This is a genomic window from Secundilactobacillus collinoides DSM 20515 = JCM 1123 (assembly GCF_001435975.1).
In the GTDB taxonomy this organism is placed as follows: domain Bacteria; phylum Bacillota; class Bacilli; order Lactobacillales; family Lactobacillaceae; genus Secundilactobacillus; species Secundilactobacillus collinoides.
The window spans coordinates 215,084-235,144 of the sequence record NZ_AYYR01000009.1; the positions used below are offsets into that span (position 1 = coordinate 215,084).

At 40.4% G+C, this 20,061-nt stretch carries 16 protein-coding genes; 10 read left to right on the top strand and 6 right to left on the bottom strand.

The window, feature by feature from the left end:
* Nucleotides 1-16: 16 nt before the first annotated feature.
* From FC82_RS01855 to FC82_RS01875, 5 genes are all read right to left on the bottom strand, one after another.
* Nucleotides 17-760 carry an SDR family oxidoreductase gene (locus FC82_RS01855; protein WP_054758998.1) on the bottom strand — a complete coding sequence of 248 codons (744 nt, stop codon included), beginning with the start codon at nucleotides 758-760 and terminating at the stop codon, nucleotides 17-19.
* On the bottom strand, nucleotides 747-1,118 hold the full coding sequence (locus FC82_RS01860; RefSeq protein WP_054759000.1) for a MerR family transcriptional regulator: 372 nt from the start codon (nucleotides 1,116-1,118) through the stop codon (nucleotides 747-749). Before FC82_RS01860 ends, FC82_RS01855 begins: the two co-directional genes overlap by 14 nt.
* A 707-nt stretch (nucleotides 1,119-1,825) precedes the next feature.
* A complete protein-coding gene (locus tag FC82_RS01865; RefSeq protein WP_056996042.1) occupies nucleotides 1,826-3,058 on the bottom strand; it encodes an MFS transporter in 1,233 nt (410 codons plus the stop codon).
* Between the two features lie 94 nt (nucleotides 3,059-3,152).
* Nucleotides 3,153-3,722: an NADPH-dependent FMN reductase gene (locus tag FC82_RS01870; RefSeq protein ID WP_056996043.1), complete on the bottom strand. Its 570-nt coding sequence runs from the start codon at nucleotides 3,720-3,722 to the stop codon at nucleotides 3,153-3,155.
* A 61-nt stretch (nucleotides 3,723-3,783) separates the two neighbouring features.
* On the bottom strand, nucleotides 3,784-5,286 hold the full coding sequence (locus tag FC82_RS01875; RefSeq protein ID WP_056996044.1) for an FAD-dependent oxidoreductase: 1,503 nt from the start codon (nucleotides 5,284-5,286) through the stop codon (nucleotides 3,784-3,786).
* 124 nt (nucleotides 5,287-5,410) lie between these two features.
* Between FC82_RS01875 and FC82_RS01880 the strand changes: the two genes are divergently transcribed.
* The 8 genes from FC82_RS01880 to FC82_RS01915 all read left to right on the top strand — a co-directional run bounded on the left by FC82_RS01880 (nucleotide 5,411) and on the right by FC82_RS01915 (nucleotide 15,324).
* On the top strand, nucleotides 5,411-6,337 hold the full coding sequence (locus tag FC82_RS01880) for a helix-turn-helix domain-containing protein (RefSeq protein ID WP_056996045.1): 927 nt from the start codon (nucleotides 5,411-5,413) through the stop codon (nucleotides 6,335-6,337).
* Nucleotides 6,338-6,606: 269 nt separating this feature from the next.
* Nucleotides 6,607-7,398: an alpha/beta fold hydrolase gene (locus FC82_RS01885; RefSeq protein WP_056996046.1), complete on the top strand. Its 792-nt coding sequence runs from the start codon at nucleotides 6,607-6,609 to the stop codon at nucleotides 7,396-7,398.
* Between the two features lie 147 nt (nucleotides 7,399-7,545).
* The gene (locus tag FC82_RS01890; RefSeq protein ID WP_054759002.1) at nucleotides 7,546-8,394 is read left to right on the top strand and encodes an aldo/keto reductase; all 849 of its coding nucleotides are present in this window, start codon (nucleotides 7,546-7,548) and stop codon (nucleotides 8,392-8,394) included.
* Nucleotides 8,395-8,585: 191 nt separating this feature from the next.
* Complete coding sequence (locus FC82_RS01895) at nucleotides 8,586-9,506, top strand: alpha/beta hydrolase (protein WP_056996047.1); 921 nt, start codon at nucleotides 8,586-8,588, stop codon at nucleotides 9,504-9,506.
* Nucleotides 9,507-9,536: 30 nt separating this feature from the next.
* Nucleotides 9,537-10,877, top strand: coding sequence for an enolase C-terminal domain-like protein (locus FC82_RS01900; RefSeq protein WP_054759009.1), 1,341 nt, complete (start codon nucleotides 9,537-9,539; stop codon nucleotides 10,875-10,877).
* Between the two features lie 27 nt (nucleotides 10,878-10,904).
* Nucleotides 10,905-11,846, top strand: coding sequence for a hydroxyacid dehydrogenase (locus FC82_RS01905; protein ID WP_056996048.1), 942 nt, complete (start codon nucleotides 10,905-10,907; stop codon nucleotides 11,844-11,846).
* A 474-nt stretch (nucleotides 11,847-12,320) separates the two neighbouring features.
* A complete protein-coding gene (locus FC82_RS01910; protein WP_268873490.1) occupies nucleotides 12,321-13,748 on the top strand; it encodes a Na+/H+ antiporter NhaC family protein in 1,428 nt (475 codons plus the stop codon).
* Nucleotides 13,749-13,815: 67 nt separating this feature from the next.
* The gene (locus tag FC82_RS01915; RefSeq protein WP_054759017.1) at nucleotides 13,816-15,324 is read left to right on the top strand and encodes a UxaA family hydrolase; all 1,509 of its coding nucleotides are present in this window, start codon (nucleotides 13,816-13,818) and stop codon (nucleotides 15,322-15,324) included.
* Between the two features lie 722 nt (nucleotides 15,325-16,046).
* Here FC82_RS01915 and FC82_RS01920 read toward each other — a convergent pair.
* Complete coding sequence (locus FC82_RS01920; RefSeq protein ID WP_056996049.1) at nucleotides 16,047-17,099, bottom strand: CdaR family transcriptional regulator; 1,053 nt, start codon at nucleotides 17,097-17,099, stop codon at nucleotides 16,047-16,049.
* Nucleotides 17,100-17,767: 668 nt separating this feature from the next.
* Here FC82_RS01920 and garR point away from each other — a divergent pair.
* Together garR and FC82_RS01930 are read left to right on the top strand one after the other, a co-directional pair.
* On the top strand, nucleotides 17,768-18,652 hold the full coding sequence (garR, locus tag FC82_RS01925) for a 2-hydroxy-3-oxopropionate reductase (RefSeq protein WP_056996050.1): 885 nt from the start codon (nucleotides 17,768-17,770) through the stop codon (nucleotides 18,650-18,652).
* Between the two features lie 73 nt (nucleotides 18,653-18,725).
* Nucleotides 18,726-20,054 (top strand): enolase C-terminal domain-like protein, encoded by a 1,329-nt coding sequence (locus FC82_RS01930; RefSeq protein ID WP_056996051.1) that lies wholly within the window; start codon nucleotides 18,726-18,728, stop codon nucleotides 20,052-20,054.
* Nucleotides 20,055-20,061 lie beyond the last annotated feature (7 nt).

Sequence of the window (20,061 nt, forward strand, 5' to 3'; positions counted from 1 at the left end):
TTTTTGTACGTGACGGCTAGAGGACTTGCTTCGTTGGTCGAATGATGACTTCATTCCAGGAAGTGTCGTCTGGCAGATCAATTGCTTGTTTGATTGTCGTTGCCACCCTATCAGCAGTGATGCCGACTTTGGCGTAAAAATCTTCCACACCAGCTTGGAACTTATCGTTGTGGACAGAATTAACGAGTTCGGTGTTAAAGGCACCTGGTGACAGGATGGTTACCCGAATGTCGCCGTCCATTTGGGCGGTTTCTTCTCGTAATGCTTCAGAAATCGCGCGGACGGCCCACTTAGTGGCTGAATAGACACCTGTGCCGGCATGCGCCATGACGCCTGCAACGGAAGCCAGGTTGATGATGTGGCCAGACTGTTGCTTAGCCATTTGCGGTAAGCTTGCGGAGATGCCGTAAAGTACACCCTTAATGTTCAGGTCGATGGCGGCTTCCCATTCGGCAACGTCGTTATCCATGAACAACCCCTGTGGCATGATACCAGCATTGTTGATCCAAACATCGATACGACCGAAATGCGCTAATGCCGTTTGGCTTAAAGCCTCTACATTTTCTTGCTTGGTCACGTCAGTCACCGCGTAAACGGCCTCACCACCAGCAACTGTAATTTCTGACACGAGTTCCTGCAGGCGATTCTCACGACGTGCGCCAAGGACGAGTTTTGCGCCATTTTGCGCCAGCAGTAGTGCGGTGCTCCGGCCGAAGCCACTGGAGGCGCCTGTAATAACAACAACTTTATTTTTGATCATGGTGATTCTTCCTTTCCTGATTGGCAATGCGTTGGTGCAACGCAATTTTATTGATAAGATACGCGCGGGTGTTTTCCAATGATGCAATTTCCTGGTCAAGTTTGGCCTTCGTTTCTTTGAGCAACCGCACAGATAGTTCATGGTTCTCGTAATTATCAAAAACGACCTTGATATCTTCAAGCGACATTCCGACGTTCCGGTAGTGCGCAATCGCCTGAATTTTAGTGATGCTTGCCTGGTCAAAATCACGGATACCGTTTGCGTTTCTTGGCACTTGTAACAGACCTTTACGTTCATAAAAGCGGATAGCGTATGCGCTGAGGCCAGTTATCGCTGAAACTTCTTTGATGGTTGTCATTGGGTTCACCTCGTGGTTAGATTGAGCATATTAGGTTAGAGTCGGTGTAAGTCAAGACTTTTTAAGCAATTAAACGTTTATTGAAATTGGTGATGTATAACATTACAATAATGATCAATATTTATTATGAATACGTTATCAGATAGAAGGGGATTCTCGTGAAAGTTAAAATTGTCACTATATTGATTTTTGAGTGTCTTATTTGGAATTCGCAGTCCAGCTTTAGCAGCAGGTACTTACACGAATGCTTGAGCAGCCCATCCTTATTATATTAAGTGGCACAGTCACTCCTATAAATCAAAGTATACCGTTACTCAAATGCGAAATAAACATCATTTGCAGTTTTAAAAAACGAAACGTGACGGGTATACTTATGAAAAATATTATTTTTACGGTGTAACTGCAAAGGGCGCGTATGTGCATCGTGCTGGAGACACGGATACCTTTCCAAACACCCATCATAAAGGTACTTTTGCTATGTTTCGCTCGAAGATATTTGATGGCGAGAACGCCTATAGAATGGATTACGTTAATTTAAAGACAGGCGTGCAGTATCATGATGAGGCATAGCGGAAGCGTGTGTCCCGTTTGAATGTTTTTAATTTTCATTGCCATAGATATACGAAAAAAGCGTGTACGCTCTCAGTTAAGAGACCGTACGCGCTTTTAATATGGTTTATTTGTAAGCACCCAAGATTTATTGTCTTCTAATCGGTGACTTCTAAGGAACTATGAACCAAGTTTTTCTGGAACTGACTTACTAGACAAATGATACCAATGATTAAGGCTAATACGCCACTGACTGAAAAGACGTTAAGTCCCATTTTGGAGAAGACAGTGGTCAGTGGATTAACGATGAACGGACTGACCATTGCGCCGATAGAATCGATAGCGATGTACACACCAAGAGCCATTGAGACACTGCTTTTATCAACGGCGATTGAGATCAGGTATGGAAATTGACCCATGGCGATACTCATGGCGGCTCCCACAAAGAAACTGCCAACGAATGCCAGCATTAGTGAATTGCCGAAACCAACGATGAGATATGAGAGTCCATAAAGAATGAATGACAAGGCAATTGATGAATATTTAAATCGTTTGCCTAAAACGCCAACGATGAATCCGCAAAGCATGCCGCCAATCAATGAAATGGTTGACATTAAGGCTGCTTGCGAGGTGCTACCAAGCTTTTCTGAAGCAACAAACAACGAGATGTTATTATTCAAAACGTTGTTCAAAAGCATGGTGAAAAATGCCCAAAATGCGCAATAGAAGACATACTTGTTTAAATGAATTTTGGCATTGACTTCACCAGTGTTACCGCCGTCAACAGCTTGCGGGTGAAATGGTACCAGTAAGATGACAACGATTAAGACTAGGAATGAAAAGATGTAGATCCAGTAGTTATTGACCCAAGTGCTGGCTGCGGCTAATTGGCCACCGCCCATGATAAAGATAATGCCGCCAATGTTTGTGAATGAAGCGGTCAACCCCATTGTGGATTGACGTTCCTTTTCAGGCAACATTGTTGAAATAAGCACTTGGGCTAAGTTCGTACACATTCCTTGGCCCAACCCGACTAAGCAGGAACAGGCGAGCAGGATTGGAAAACTATCGTGGTAAGCAAGCGGCAGAAAGCCGCCAATAACAATTAATATAATAGCGCTAAGGGTCAACGTTTTAAGGTTGATCTTAGTTGTGGTCAAACGGCCAACGGCGATGCCGGCTAACATCATAAAGAGATTAGGCAGGGATGTCAGCATTTGTACACTGGTATTATTGAGGGCAAAGAATTTGGCAATTGCGGCGTAAGATGGCGTAATGGCTAGGGACGCCATCCCCATGGCACTGACTGTTAGAATACCAACTCTTGTTTTAGAAATGTAAGCATTACTGGGAGTTGCTATCGCAAACTCCTTATTAACATTTTCCTCCATGGTAAAATCGACTCCAATCGTAGTATGATTTCTGTTCAGGCATGAGCAATCCACGGCAGACTTCGATATCTAATCAATTGAAAATTTTGGACGCTTATGCGATTGCGACAGTTTTTTTGTTATCCACAACAAAGCTTACGAAGTGGTCGACACATTCACCTAGAAACTTTGCCGTACCGGCATCAGTCAGCTCGCCTTGATCATTGAATTTAGTTTTTGCGCTGTTTAACAAGAATTCAAAACCTGGCATTACGAACCCGTTGACACCGGGTGAATTAAGAATTTGTCGTAGATTATCTTGTGCACGGGCGGTGCCCTGAACGCCTAATGAGGCACCAACGACCATTACTGGTTTCGTTGTTAAGGCGTGCTCGTAAACGGAAAACCACTCAATTGCGCTCTTTAAAGCGGCGGGAATCGCATGGTCATATTCTGGTGTGGCAATGATGACGCCATCCGCGTTCTTGATTTTTTGGCTTAACGTTGCAACTGATTTCGGTACTGAAGCCAAGTCACGTTCGTTGAACAGGGGAATATCATCGATTTCACAAATTTCTAAATTGAACTGGTCGGTAAACTGTTGTTTCATGAACTGCAAGAGGACGCGGTTGTATGAGAATGGGGCGTTGTTGCCGACAATTCCGACTAGGTTAAGATTGCTCATTGTTAAATCTCCTTAATAATTAGCTAAATGAGGCGGTCTGTGATGTTATGGTGTGAGCGTCTTAGTGTGCGACTGCGTATTGCGTCACATAGTTAGCGGCGCTTGTTCCAGCGATTCGACCTGATGTCCAAGAGAAACCGGATGCTAAGCCCTCATAAGCTGGATAACTGTGACCTTCGTAATAACCACCTGCGTTTGCGCCACCGGTAAAGAGACCTGGAATCGATTTAAAGTTGGCGTCTAGCACGTCAAGGTTTTCATCGACACGGACACCGCCGACAGTTCCTAGGTAAGCAACTTGGCTGATAAAGGCGTAGTACGGGCCGTTTTCCACTGAGAATGCAAGCGATTGTGCTGATTTGCTGAATTCTGGATCGTTCTTGGCGGCAACGGCATCGTTGTATTTTGCAACGGTGGCATTCAATGTATCAGCATCCATACCGGCGTTTTCGGCTAATTCGTCAAGTGTGTTGCCCTTAAAAGCAGTCTGACCTTCAACAGCGGCGTTTGCTAATTCAGTGAAATCGCCTGGCTCAGTATCGGCACCGGGACCAGCTTGTGAAACTTCAAGCGGATTCTTCTCCGCGGTGAAAGTGTCGAGTGTTGCCTGATCAACAACGAAGAAGTATTTACCACTGGCTGACCAGGCGGCATTTGCCCATTCAACTGTGTCATAAACGGTCTCTTCGTTTGCAAAACGTTTCCCGCTCAGGTTGACCCAGAGCATTGGTGTCAACAGCAATTGCGTCAAGGCACTATGAGAAAACCCGGCCAGATGACTGTCAGAAGTCGTTTGGGTAACTGTAGATTTTGCTAATTGGGCGGCGTGAATCAAAGCAGTACTGTCTAAATCAGTAGCGCCGTTTTTGATCATGGCCTTGAATCCTTCCCCCATACTTGGAACACCCAACGTTCTAAGGTTAGGTGTCCGCATTTTCTTTGCAACGGCTTCTTTATCGCCACCATAGCCGCCGGTTGCAATAACGGTGGCTTTGGCGTTGATGTCGAAGGTATTGCCTTCAGCATCGACTGCGGTTGCACCCGTGATTTTGCCTTCAGCTGACTTTAAATCCTGTAAGGTAGTATTAAATTTGAAAGTGACACCGGCGTTTTCCAAAGTCTTTTGAATGTTCTTGTAACCTTGGTCTTTGTGCTGATACATGTGGTATGAACCACCCTTATAGTCATCCCCGCGGTGTGCGTACTGGGTCGTATTAGCGGTTGGATTCAATTTAATTTCCATACCCATGTCCTCCAACCATTCAAGCGTGTCAGCGGCGCTATTTACAATATGAGAAATGAGCGCACCGTTGCCTAAATAGTGGTTGTAGTTGGTCAAACGGTCGATGGCTTCTTGCGTTGACATGTGCATGCCGGCCGCCTGTTGTTCCTTAGAGTTAATGGCGAAGAACCCACTTGAAATCCGGGTGTTGCCACCAATTTGATCCAATTTTTCAATGACGGTGACTTTCAGACCCTTTTCGGCAGCAGCGTATGCTGCTGCTAAACCGGTACCACCGGATCCAGCTACTAAAACGTCTGTCTCTAAACTTGTATTTGTCATAATGAGTCACTCCTTAACTAAATTTACTACGCCAGTATATAGCTAAGAAATACACAAGTGGATAGGGTATAATATCTTTATTACTACCGTAATCTATCTTTTCATGGAAAGTGAGTGTGTAATTATGGTAAAAATTCAAGACGTCAAATCAGTACACTTATTGAAAGAAACCGATTTCAGAAAAAGCGATGAGCAATTCCATAAGACCTATTATGATGAAAGTAGCTCGTTTCACATGAGATTTGTTGAAAGCTTGACGTCAGGCGAGATGACGATTAATGGGCGATATGTTTTTTTGCAAAAAAATGATGTGATTTTAATTTCGTCTCCTAAAGAAGTATTGATTAAAAATTTGAATCATCCCACTAAATTAGCCGTTTATTCTGAAATTGTTCGAGCGCCGTCACCATTAAATTTAGTCGTTGTCGGGGATAATCCGATGGTGCATGATTTGATGAATGCGGGTGAGGATGAACCCCGATTTATTGTGTACCGAAATCAGGGCGACACACTCAAAAAACACTATTTTGAGTTGTTAGCTGATATTGAATCACAGGATCTCTCTGACCCGTTTCTCCAATTTCAACGTGAAATGGTTGTGGGCTTGTTACTGTCAGAATTATTGCGGAATCATCGACCAACAATTTCTATTTCTGATTCTTTTTTTCCTGGTCGTGACATTCACCACGCCGGGAAGGATACTCAGGCAGGGATTATATTTAATTACCTGGTCGATCACAGTCGAGGTGCAACACTCAAAGACACGGCGGCTTTTTTTGGCTATGAAAAGAACTATTTTTCACGGTTATGCCGACAGTTATTTGGTGTGAGTTTTACCGAACAATTGGCAATCATTCGAATCGAATTGGCCAAGCGGATGCTGTCGTTATCCAATAAAAATATTGATGAAATAGGTTATGAATTGGGTTATAAAAACCTGAGCAGCTTTTTCGCTATTTTTAAGCGTTCCTGTGAACTTACTCCAAATGAATACCGGCGAAAATATAGTTATAAAAGTGAGGCGTTCACCAGTGATAACCAACTCGGTTGACGTATTGAGGCATGGCGAGAATCTGGAACTGTAAAATATTTCACTTATCGTTATTAATCGAAAATGGTAAGAATATTAGACATAGCAAGGTTGTAAATAATTTAATCAAATGGAATTATACGAGCTATCAATAGTACTGCGATGCTTAAAGCATCATGCTAATAATTAGTATCAGTAACCGATGAATGTTTTAAGGATATTGAATTACAATGAGTACTGATAGCGGTTTTTAATTTTTTGACATATGATGGTTATCAAGAGGTGATCATATGTCATATTTTACAGCCAATGATGGCACAAAATTATTTTATCAAGAAACGGGAACTGGTCCGGATTTGGTTTTAGTTCACGGTTTCGGATGTACGTCCCAGTATTTTCAAAAGAATGTACCAGTATTAAGCCAACACTTTCACGTCGTGGTTCCTGATTTACGTGGCCACGGAAAATCTAACATAGTTAAGAGTGGTGCACGCCTGTCCCGGTTGGCAGCAGATGTACATGAACTGATCCAGTATCTTGACCTACATAACGTAACGTTGCTGGGATGGTCAATGGGTGTGTCAGTGACTTGGTCATACTGGGATCTTTTCCACGGTGACCGGTTAGCTAAGTTTGTATTTGTGGATGAACCGGCCGCTGATTTGGAAACTGAAACACAGCATACGGGTGGCCCAACCTACAATGAAATGATGCAATTTTCTAACGCTTTAATAACTGATTTCAAACCACAGATGGATCAATTTGTCAGTCGGTTAATGACAGACAAAAATTTGGACGTCAGCGATTTGATTACGGATTCGCAGCAGAGTAATCCGGAATTTTTGTCGGCTTTGTTTATTAACAACGTCATGAATGATTGGTCAGATACAATTCCAACCATCACGTTGCCGTCACTTGTGTTCTGCGGAAAAAAGAGCTTTTTGAGCTGGAGACTTGTCAAACAAGTTGCTGATACGCTACCAGACAGCCAATTTGAGTTATTTGAAAATGTTGGGCATATGTTGTTTTATGAAGAAGAGGCGCGGTTTGACCAGACTTTGATTACTTTTGTTGAGAAATAATTTGGCGTTGCTGTGAAAATGTTCACGTCAATTCTTAGGATATGTAAATGGACGAAATTTTTTCATGATTAATTTATATAATTGACGCCCAGAATCAATACCGATTACAATAGCGGTGTAAATATTGAGAAATAAAGGGATGATATTTTGAAAAATGTTCAAATTAATCACCAATCGTTGCCCGCTATTGGTATTGGCACATGGAATATGGGTGATGACCCAAACCAGACTCAAAATGAAATAACTGCGATTCAAACAGGAATTGAGGCTGGTGCCAAGATTATTGATACTGCCGAAATGTACGGTAACGGTCGTTCAGAAACGTTAGTTGGGCAAGCAATCAAAGGGTATGATCGGACTAATTTGTACATCATATCTAAAGTATTGCCTAACAATGCGTCAAAAAAATATATGGAGAATAGTTTGGATGCCAGTTTGAAGCGTCTTGGTATCGATTATCTTGATTTATATTTATATCATTGGCGTGGGGGCGTTCCACTGAGTGAAACCGTGGATGAACTACAACGGTTGACAACTACTGGTAAAATTAAAGCTTGGGGCGTTTCAAATTTTGATACGGAAGACATGCAGGAACTTTGGCAATTGCCAAATGGGTCTAACTGTGTTGTAAATGAAGATTTGTACAACTTGAGCAGTCGCGGAATAGAGTACAACTTATTAGATTGGCAAGATAAACACAATATACCGATGATTGCATATAGCCCCGTAAGTCACAACGAACAGATGAGTCGGGCGCTTATTCATAGCGATGCAGTTATTAGTGTTGCGAAAAAGCATAGTGCTACTTCATATCAGATTATCCTTGCATGGGCCATTAGAAGTGGTCGGGTTATTGCGATTCCCCAAACTGGAAATGCTGAACACATGAAAGATAATATTGCTGCTTTGTCGATTGATTTAGCATCGGATGAGTTAAAACAATTAGATGAAGCCTACCCGGCACCGAAACGTAAACAGCCACTGGATATTCTGTAAATTATATTTTCTGAAAACATTGCGCAAGCATCAAAAATTCTGCGAGAAGTGTAGAATTTTTGATGCTGTTTTTGTGCAAGGGCACATATCATCTAACGCAATATAAATTTTATACTTAGTGTAAGCGTTTTCCTAACCGTACTTGTGCGGTTTGTCACAGATATTTTTGGTAAAAGAGATTATTGCTTTTTATGAAGTTTGTGCCACAACTTGGCCTCGAAAGAGATGATGAAATGATTAAACACGTAGTTGGAAAGCAACAAAAAGTGAGGGTTGAGCAAACACCTGATATTGTCTATAAGTACTTTAAAAATCACAAAGGAACGCTAACACCGCTAAGAATGTCGTTATTAGTTCCGCAAAGTACCGAAAAAAAGCCAGCTTTGATTTATTACCCGGGCGGCGGGTACACGGAAGCTAATTTCCGGAAGTATATCCAAATTAAATTAGCGTTAGCCGAAAAGGGGTTTGTTGTTGCCTCGGCTGAGTATCGCGTTATCCCAGAGACATTTAAAGGCGCAATGCTTGATGCAAAGGAAGCTATTGCCTACCTTCGTGAAAATGCAGATTTATATCACATCGACGTGAACCGAATAGGCGTTTTTGGTCAATCTGCTGGTGGCTATATGGCTCAAATGATGGGGGTGACGAGTAACACACCATATTTTCTGCCAGATGATTTATCTATGGAAGATGTAAGGGTGAGTGCAGTCTTTTCAATGTTTGGCGTATCGAATTTGTTGACGGTTGGGAAAAATTTAGATATTCAAGCCCACGATTGGCCTACGTCACCCGAGGCTGTTTGGATAAATGGTTTTAGCTTTAAAGAAAACACGAATATTTCTGTTCAAGATGAACCCGAAAAAGCCTTAGCTGCAAGCCCGATTCATTACGTTCAAAGCGGATTACCACCATTTCTAATGATGCATGGCGATCAAGATAAGCTTGTGTCGCCATCTGAGACTGATGACATGGTACAGGTATTGAAAAACAATGATATTGATGTGGATCAAGTTATTGTAGAAGGCGCGGCACATGGTACAGTTGAATGGATTCAACCCGAAGTCGTGAAAATAATTACCGATTGGTTTAGTTCAAAATTACAGGTTTAATTACCAAAGCTTTTAGAAGGAGATCATACTATGTCAGTATTTCCAAAAATCACATCATTAAAAGTTGTCCCCGTCGCCGGTTATGACAGTGCCTTATTAACGCTTAGCGGTTGCCATGCACCGTTATTTACTAGAAATATCATCATTGTCACAGATGATTCAGGCAATGAGGGAATTGGTGAAATTCATGGTGGAGATGACATTACAAAAATGCTTCAAAGCTATGAAGATATTATTATTGGTCGCCCGATTACTGAATATAAGAACATGCTGAATGATGTTAGAAAACATGGTTGGCGTGTCGCAAACGACAGTGGTCAAGGCCTTCAGGAATTAGATTTAAGTAATCTGAAATTTGTTGTTCATGCTGAGGCAGCTTTGGAATGTGCTTTGCTTGATTTATATGGAAAATTTGTGAATTTGCCAATGTGCGACATTATTGGTGAAGGTCGGCAAAGGGATTCAGTTGAGATGCTAGGGTATTTATTTTATATTGCAGACTCAAATAAAATGGATCTTCCGTATCTTAAGAATGATGATGATTCAGATGCCTGGGGTCGAGTTAGACGCCAAGAAACATTGACGGCTGAGGGGATTGTCAAACAGGCTAAGGCTGCACAGGAACGATACGGATTCCGCTGCTTTAAGCTAAAGGGAGGCGTTCTTAAAGGCAAAGAAGAAATGAAGGCAGTTACTGCTTTACATGAAGCCTTTCCGGACGCTCGAATTAATCTTGATCCTAATGGTGCGTGGTCATTGGATGAAGCGATAGCGCTCACTAAAAAATATGGTGACGCATTAACATACGCAGAAGATCCTTGCGGCCCAGAAAATGGATTTTCCGGACGTGAAATTATGAGCTTTTATAAGAACGCGACTAATAAGCCTGTTGCTACTAATATGATTGCGACTGATTGGAAGCAAATTTATCCCTCGTTAATGATGAAGTCGGTAGATATCATTTTGGCAGATCCGCATTTTTGGGGTATCGAGGGTAGCCTAAGAGTTGCAAGTATTCTTAATGATTGGGGCTTGACTTGGGGATCACACTCCAACAATCATTTTGACGTGACACTGGCGCTGTACGCACAGGTTAGTGCAGCTGCTCCCGGTAATATCACTCCAATTGACACTCATTTTATTTGGCAAGATGGTCAGCAGCTTTGTGACGATGCCTTACAAATTCGAAATGGAGAAATTAAAATCCCTGATCGTCCTGGATTGGGTATTAACTTGAATCACGAAAAGCTTGAAAAAGCGCATCAACAATATTTATCACTAAAGAATCATGACCGTGATGATTCAATGGCAATGCAATATATTATTCCTGGCTGGAAGTATAATCACAAACAACCGACATTGGTTAGATAAATTTGCAAAATGAAATGGGTGAAAAGTATGGGAAAAAAAGTGTTTCTGTTACAGGATATTGCGGATGCTGGTAAAAAGTATTTAACTGACCGTGGTTATCAAGTAGAAATCGGCAGCAAAACAGATGATGCAACTATCGTTAAAGAGGCGCAGGGTGCGGAAGCGTTAATTGTTAGAACGTATGCCTGTGATAAAGAGATTATTGACGCACTACCAGACGTTAAAATAATTGCAAGACATGGTGTCGGTTACGATAATATTGATATCAAAGAAGCAGCTAGAGTGCATAAGTGGGTAACGAATACACCTTTAGCCAATGCAGATTCTGTTGCCGAGACAACAATCATGATGATTTTAGCGACTGCCAAAAATCTGAGTAACAATATTGAGCAAACGAAACTAGGGCATTACGATTATCGCAATACTCATCAGGGTTTAGACATCGAAGGTCTGACTTTAGGAATTATCGGTTACGGAAAAATTGGGAAAAAGGTAGCTGAAAAAATTTCTGGATTTGGTATGAACGTGCTTATTTACGATCCAATCACCAAGAACAGTGAATTTGGAGAGGTTACTTCACGGGAAGAACTAATTAAACAGTCTGACTTTATTTCTTTACATCTGCCAGCAAATGAGAAGACAAATGGGTCTTTTGGTGAAAAAGAGTTTGCTGCAATGAAACGAACGGCCTATTTGATCAACCTTGCGCGCGGCAGTATTGTTGATGAATCTGCACTAATTAATGCAATTAAAAACAAACAAATTGCCGGTGCTGGCCTAGATGTATATTCTAAAGAACCTTTACCGTTAGATAATCCGCTCTATTCATTTAACAATGTTATTTTGACACCCCATATTGGATCAAATACAACAAAAACTATGGATCGCATGGCATTGCATGCAGCAATGGAAGTTGATCGTGTTTTGTCAGGCGGATCACCAAAGTGGCCTGTAAATCACATTGAATAGGATTTAGGTTTAGGTCTGTTTGTGAATTAAGTATATAGTGTTTATTATGCGATTTAGTGAATAATGGTGTGTTCAGAGAGTAAAGTGAAGACATTATTTAAAAAAAGTTAATCTTTCATGCATTTGACCTATAATGTATATTTAAATGCACAACGTTTTATTCGCATTTGTTACATCATTAGTAAAATGGAAGAAACAAACAGCAAGGCTATTATCTGTTGACAAGTGACGATATATTTGGCGTATTGATGTTGAAATAAGCCTATAAAAACACTGATTTTATCTCGTAACTGTTAATGCCAGGGCGAAGATTGTCAAAGATCATCTAATATTGAATCAGTCAACAATGCGGGAAAACACATCTGTGGTTAAACATGGATGTGTTTTTTTACACAAAATAACAAATGCGGTTTTTTTATAATTTTATCGTTAAATCAACAAAAAATATTACTGATATTTTAGGCATTTGCATATTTGTATCCGCTTTCTTTTAGGTTAAGATTATATACGAATGAAAGAGCTAGCTATTATATTCGAATCATAATTGTTCAATTCTTAACTTGGAAAGTGGGCGTTAATATGAGTTACTTAGCTTTGATTGGCTTTTTGATGATGCTAGTCGTAATTGTACTGCTCTTCAAAAACAAAGTAAGTACGATGTTCTGTTTCACCGTAGTTCCAATAATCGCGGCGATTGTCGGTGGTATATCGCTTCCAAAGATTGCCAGTTCGATAACTAAGGGTCTTGCAATGACGACACCTGTTGCATTGATTATGCTTTTCTGCATGCCATTCTTCATGATGATGGCTGATGCAGGCATGTTCAATGGTATCGTCAGAGGTATTTTGAAGCACGTTAATCTGACACCACCTGTATTGGCAGTGGTTACTGTCATCGTTGCCATGATTACAGGGCTTGATGCCAGTGTTACATCGGTATTCTTGATCACAATTCCACTACTTTTACCGTTCTACAAGAAATTGAAAATGAATACCACTCTACTGGTCTTTCTAACTTCTACAGGGGTTATTAACACATATGATGTGCCTTGGAGTGCCCGGATGTTGCGGGCCGGTTCATTGATTAAAGGTGTTTCAAATGCACCAATGGATATGTTTTTAAAGATGTTACCAGGGCAAGCAATTTTCACTGTAGTACTTTTCATTTTTGCTGCACTGCTTGGCTTAAAAGAATCTCGTCGAATTAAGGCTAGTGGCGAAACAGTCGCTGTCGGGGGTCGGATTAACACCGACGATATTAAGGATGATCCAGAATTGGGACGTCCAAAGTTGTTCTGGGTTAACATTCTATTGACTGTTCTGGTTATCGCAGCTCTCTGTGCATTGCCCGAATTCCCCAGTTATTATGTGTTTGCGTTTGGGCTTGTTATCGGTTTAAGTATCAATTACAAAGATCTTAAGCTGCAGAACAAACTCTTAAAGAAATATGCTACATCATTATTCCCTGTTATGCCTGCCATTCTGTTGTCTGGGGTTGTTGTGGGGATTATGGAATATACGGGCATGATGAATGCAATGGTTAAGACTTTGGTTGCTATTATTCCATCCTCGTTTGGACCTTATGTTTATATTATTGTTGCCATCTTCAGCACACCGCTTATGTTCTTATTTACCAACGACACCTGGTACTACGTCATGACGCCGATTATTGGGAGCTTGATGAAGGCGTTTGGCGTTCCAATGGAAGTTGTTGTCATGGCATTGTTCATGAACATGGGTGCTATGTTAACTCCAATAGCACAACCGCAAATTTACATTGGTTTGGATTTGACTCATGGTGAGGTTGATTTACCGAAATATGTTAAGTTCTCGTTTGCACCTATTTGGGTTATGAGTATAGTATGGATCGTTATTGGTTTAGTCATAGGTACGTTTAGATGATTTTAGGGTGGTGACAAACTAAAATAGTAGTTGTTATAAGTTGATTTTTGAAAGGAAGTGGAACTAGATGAGATACGTTGTAAAAATGCGTGATAAGGACAACGTTGCCATTGCGCTGCACGATATATCCAAGGGTACCGTCATTGATGGTGGCATTACTGTTAATGACAATGTCCCTCAAGCGCACAAAATTGCACTGGTTGATGTCCCTAAGGGTGGGTCTGTCCTGAGATATGGCGTTGTTCTTGGCTATGCAAAGGAAGACATCTCAAAAGGTGATTGGATCAATGAAAATTCTTTGATTTTACCAAAGTCGCCAGCTTTGGATGAATTAGAGTACGGTACAGAAATTGATGAAGATTTACCAGAACCACCGCGTAAAACGTTTATGGGATACGAAGTTCCTGGTAATGAATATGCGGGTACTCGAAATATTCTAGGAATTCAAACTACCGTTCAATGTGTCGTTGGTATCTTGAATGTGGCTGTTAAACGTATGAAGGAAGAACTGCTTCCTAAGTACCCAAACGTCGATGATATTGTTGTTATTAGTCACGCGTATGGGTGTGGGGTAGCCATTGATGCACCAGAGGCTAAAGTTCCGATTCGGGCTATTCGAAACATTATGAAAAACCCAAACTTCGGTGGCGAGTTAATGGTCGTTGGATTAGGGTGTGAGAAGTTAACGCCGGATAAGATTATGGAAAAGCGCGATATTAACGACGATAATTTCCTCTTACTGCAAGATCATCCTGGTCTGAAACCCATCATGGCAGCTATTATGGAAATGGCCGAAAAAAAGTTGAAAGTTTTAGACAAGCGTCGTCGTGTTGAATTACCAATTTCAAAATTATCAGTTGGTATGCAATGCGGTGGTAGCGATGCCTTTTCGGGTGTGACTGCTAATCCTGCAGCTGGCTATGCATCTGACATGCTTGTTCAGGGTGGCGCCACTGTTATGTTCTCAGAAGTGACTGAAGTTCGTGATGGTGTTCCATTTATTGCCCAGCGTGTTTTGGACAAGCCAAACTGTGATAAGTTAGCAAAAGAAATGTCATGGTATGATAATTATCTGCAAGCTGGTGGGGTTGACCGTTCAGCAAATCCTTCGCCAGGTAACAAGGCCGGTGGTCTTTCAACCATCGTTGAAAAATCAATGGGCTCAATTGCTAAGTCGGGTGCTGCACCAGTTTCACAGGTTGTCAGTGCGGGTGAAATTCCTTCAAGACATGGCTTGATCTTTAACGCAACACCAGCTAGCGACTTTGTTTGTGGGACCATGCAATTAGCATCTGGCATGGGTGTTCAGGTCTTTATGACCGGTCGTGGAACTCCCTATAACCTTGAAGCTGCACCAGTAATAAAGGTTTGTTCTAGAACTGATCTAAAAGATTTCTGGAAGGGTCTTATTGATATCAATGCCGGATCAATTGCTACTGGCGAGAAGACAGTTCAAGAAGTTGGTACCGAGATTTTTAACATGATTATCGATACTGCTAGTGGTAAAAAACCTGTCGCAGAAGATTTAGGGTTATTCAATGACATTTGCATTTTTAACCCGGCACCTATTACGTAGAATATAAAACTGAAGAGGATTCTGGATGTGTGCATGGTTGAACAACAATCATACACACATCCAGAGTCTTTTTTTGTATGTAAAAAACCATGGGTCAAAAAGCACTGATTTATCGACATTTTAGTAAAAAAATAATGATTTCAAATAAATTACTCAAAGAAAAACTTGATAAATATTAATAATATATTTCACAAAGTTCTCTCAGTTTAACAAAAATATTTTTATGTCAATACTTTCGAATCTTAGTCATTTATACAAAATAATATTTTTAGATTAAATAGCATCTAAACTGAATAGTGCAGGAAGTGAATCCTGTGAATTTAAGGTATTAGTGGTAAACAATGTCATGACGTTTCTGGACAAAAGATCTGTAACAAACACGACTCGAAATATGAATCCGAAATGCTGGTGTAGCGCTATTTTGGATTTCTAGACTACAAAAAAGCCATCTGAGAATTAACTCAGATGGCTTGAAATCATTTTATTATTTGCTTGAAAATTCGCTTGACCAGAAATCGACGCCGTATTTGTCCAAAAGTTCTTTTAATTGTTTTTCATCAATGTTGTTAAATTGCATAATCAATTCCTCCTCATTTCTTTACAGTGAGAATACTACCACGAGATGGTTAGTTTGTGAAATTTTTGGAGGCATAGAAAACGGTTAATTCAGTTAAAACTGGTAAATCTTAACATTTCCTTAATAAAAAGCGCTTACATCACGGCTAATTTTTTATGTGTGATTGCGAGAAGTACAAATAACCAGCATACAGTTGGAATAAGTCTGTTAATTTGTGGATATCTAGTCCGAGATCGTCTTTCAATTTGTTTAACCTGTAATTGAGAGTGTTTCTATGAATATGCAGCGCTTCAGCTGTCTTATTAATATTTTGATTGTTTTCGATGTAGCCAAGCAATGTGTTAATCAGTTCCTTTCCCATGGGTGTTTGATCTAATTCGTTGAACTTGTTAACAATTGGTTCCACTGGCAACTTGCTTTGTAGCAACGCATATATAAATTGAACTTGGTTAAAGTATAAATAGTCCTTATCCTGGAAAAGATTAGCAATCTCTAAAGTTTTTATGGCTTCTTCAATCGAATTTCCAACATTGATCGTCTTACTGCCGATGCCAACTCTGATACCCGCTTTACGATGTAGTAATTTTAAGCAACAATCAATCGTCGTTTGAAGATTAGTTAAAATGATTGTGGTGTTATCAGACATTGAAATGACGTAATCAGCCGCATCGGCAGGAACGATAGGTTGTTTTTCATATTTGATTGCAATTGCTACACGTTTCTTTAGGATATCGATTCCCAGTTCCTTTGCATCAAGTAGAAGTGATGTGTGCTGATTGATATCATCTTTAACTTGAGCCCACTGATACAAAAAACGATTTAATCTGTTTTCATTTTCTTTTTCAATTTGGTTGGCCTGATTTTGCGATATAAGTAATTCTGTTGCAGTTCTTAAGAGGGCTGCAAATGGTAACACAACCTCAGGGTCGCCAGTGATGCCGATCACACCGATAATCGAATTTCCAAAAAATACGGGCATGTTAACACCTGGTTGACCATTGTTCCCGTGCGAGTCAGCCATTGTTAATGTTTTTCGCTGCTCAATCGCATCGAGTGCCCCAACGTGCAAAGTATTTATTCGGGAAGCATCACCGCTGGCAATGATATAGCCTTCTTTATTCATCATATTCACATTAAATGGTAATTGATCCATCATTTTATCAACGATTGATTGCGCTAATTTAGGATCCAGCTCCATAAATTGCACCTCCAAAATTATTTTAACCTGTGAAATCATCAGTATGGGCAAATGCCCAGTTGAAAAAGTAACTAACCCCATCTTAGTTGTTATTGGTGCGAGTTAGCAATGGTTTTTATTGATTTTTGGCGAAAAGTCATAAAAAACAACGTATATTTTGTTCATATGCATATTTGTATCCGCTTACCTTAATTCTATAATTACATATAAGCATTGTTTATTCAGATTTAATGTTACCTTAATCACATAATAAGAATGATTTGAAAGATTTATGCCTTACATGTTGAATTTGCAGTAGTATCAACAGGTTAGTGCAATAAGAAGGATTATTAAATATCTGATTATTGTGATTTTCATCTGAAATAATAGTTAGCATGTTCAATATTGTTGTTTATTTTAATGTGCATTTCTAAATCGCGTAATTGTGCTCAATATGCCAATGGAATTGATTGCTGTATTTGTAAATAATAGTGGCCATTACGAAGAATATCCCGTATTTAAAAGCCATAAAATTTTATTGTTCGTTATCTACGAAGATAGTTCATATGCACAAAAGAAACCATATATAATTGTTTCTTTTAACCTTAAAATGTTAAACAAAACTAGCTATTATAATAAATGTAAGCGTTTAATAAATTATTAACAAAGAAAGTTAGGAGCGAGATATTATGAAAATTGGATTTGTTGGATTAGGTATTATGGGTAAGCCAATGGCAAAGAACCTTGTTAAGGCTGGCCACGATGTTACAGTATTTGATTTTAAAAAAGAAGCCGTTGATGAGCTTGTATCCGTTGGCGCAAAGTCAGCTGATAGCGGGAAAGCAGTTGCTGAAGGCAAGGAAGTTGTCTTTACCATGGTTCCTAATTCTCCAAACGTTGAAGCAGCCTTGTTCAATGAAAACGGGATTGCTGAAGGCTTAAGTGAAGGCGAAACAGTTATTGATATGAGTTCTATCAATCCCCTAGCTAGTCAGGGCTTTGCAAAACGTTTAGCAGAACAGAAGGTCGGCTTCTTGGACGCACCTGTTTCTGGTGGTGAGCCAAAAGCTATTGATGGTTCTATCGCAATCATGGTCGGTGGTGACAAGGACTTATTTGAAAAGTTTGAAGATATTTTAGGCATTATGGGTGGCACAGTAACTTACGTTGGTAAAGTTGGTGCTGGTAATACAACTAAATTGGCTAACCAAGTAATCGTTGCCTTGAACATTGCCGCCGTTAGTGAAGGGTTTGCTCTTGCTCAAAAAGCCGGTTTGGATCCTGAAATGGTCTTTAATGCAATTCATACTGGACTTGCAGGCAGCACCGTTATGGATGCTAAAATTCCGATGATTATTAACCGTAACTTCGCACCTGGCTTCCGTGTAAACCTTCATATTAAAGACTTGCAAAATGCTTTGGATACATCACACGCACTGAACGTTTCTCTGCCACTGACCTCCGAAGTTATGGAAATTTTGCAGTCGGTTAAAGTTCACGGTGATGGCGATAGTGATCACTCAGCTATTGCCAAATTCTATGAAAATATTAACAACATTGAAATTAAAAAATAATCGTTAGGCGTTAAAAGGGCCGTGTTTGTAATTTGAATTAGCCCCTTTAACAAATACTGAAGGAGTGAATGACATGGCAACACCTAAAATTGTTAAGATGGATGTCTATCCAGTTGCCGGATATGACAGTATGTTATTAAATTTAAGCGGTGCACATGGCCCTTATTTTACGCGAAATATCGTTATTCTTACTACCGATGAAGATCAAATCGGTGTTGGTGAAGTTCCTGGTGGCGAAAAGATTACTCAGGTTCTTGAAGGTTCAAAGGGTATCGTTGTTGGCAAGACGCTTGGTGAATACAAGAAAGTGTTGCAAACCGTTAAAAATCAGTTTGCAAGCATGGATGCAGGTGGTCGTGGTAACCAAACCTTTGATCAACGTATTACAATTCACGCTGTGACTGCAATTGAAACTGCTTTCTTAGATTTGCTAGGCAAGTATCTTCATGTTCCAGTTGCTGCACTGTTAGGTGACGGGCAACAACGCGAGAAAGTTGATGTCTTGGGTTACCTATTCTATGTAGGTGATTGTCAAAAAACTGATTTACCGTACATTCATGGAGATGATGACAGTGATGATTGGGGTAAACTTCGGCGGCAACCAGCTTTGACACCGGATGCCGTTGTTAAGTTAGCACAGGCAGCTTATGATCGTTATGGTTTTAAGACCTTTAAACTTAAGGGCGGTGTCTTTAGCGGCGAAAAAGAAGTCAAAACTATTAAGGCTCTGCATGAGGCTTTTCCTGATGCAAAACTTGACCTTGATCCCAATGGAGCTTGGTCGCTCAAGGAATCCTTGAAATACGCTGAAGAATTAAAGGGTATCTTAACTTATGCCGAAGATCCTTGTGGTGCAGAAGAAGGCTTTTCTGGTCGCGAAATTTTAGCTGAATTTCAGCAAGCTACGCGAATCCCAACTGCAACTAATATGGTTGACACAGATTGGCGTCAAATGAAACATTCGCTCACTTTGAACAGTGTCTCGATTCCGCTTGCTGATCCGCATTTTTGGACCATGCAGGGCTCTGTTGAAGTCGCCAAAATTTGTCATGAATTTGGCCTGAATTGGGGTATTCACTCAAACAACCATTTTGATATTTCACTTGCAATGGTTGCCAATGCAGCAGCGGCAGCACCTGGAGATATCTATGCCATTGACACACACTGGATTTGGCAGGATGGCCAGAATTTAACAAAGAATCCATATCAAATTACTAATGGGCAATTAACAGTACCTGAATCCAATGAAGGTTTAGGTGTCGAGATTGATTTAGATGCAATTAAGGCAGCCAACAAGCTATACACTGAAAATAACTTAGGTGCTCGGGATGATGCGAAGACCATGCAATACCTAATTCCTAATTGGACATTCAATCCTAAACAGCCTGCGTTAGTACGTTAGTCTAGTT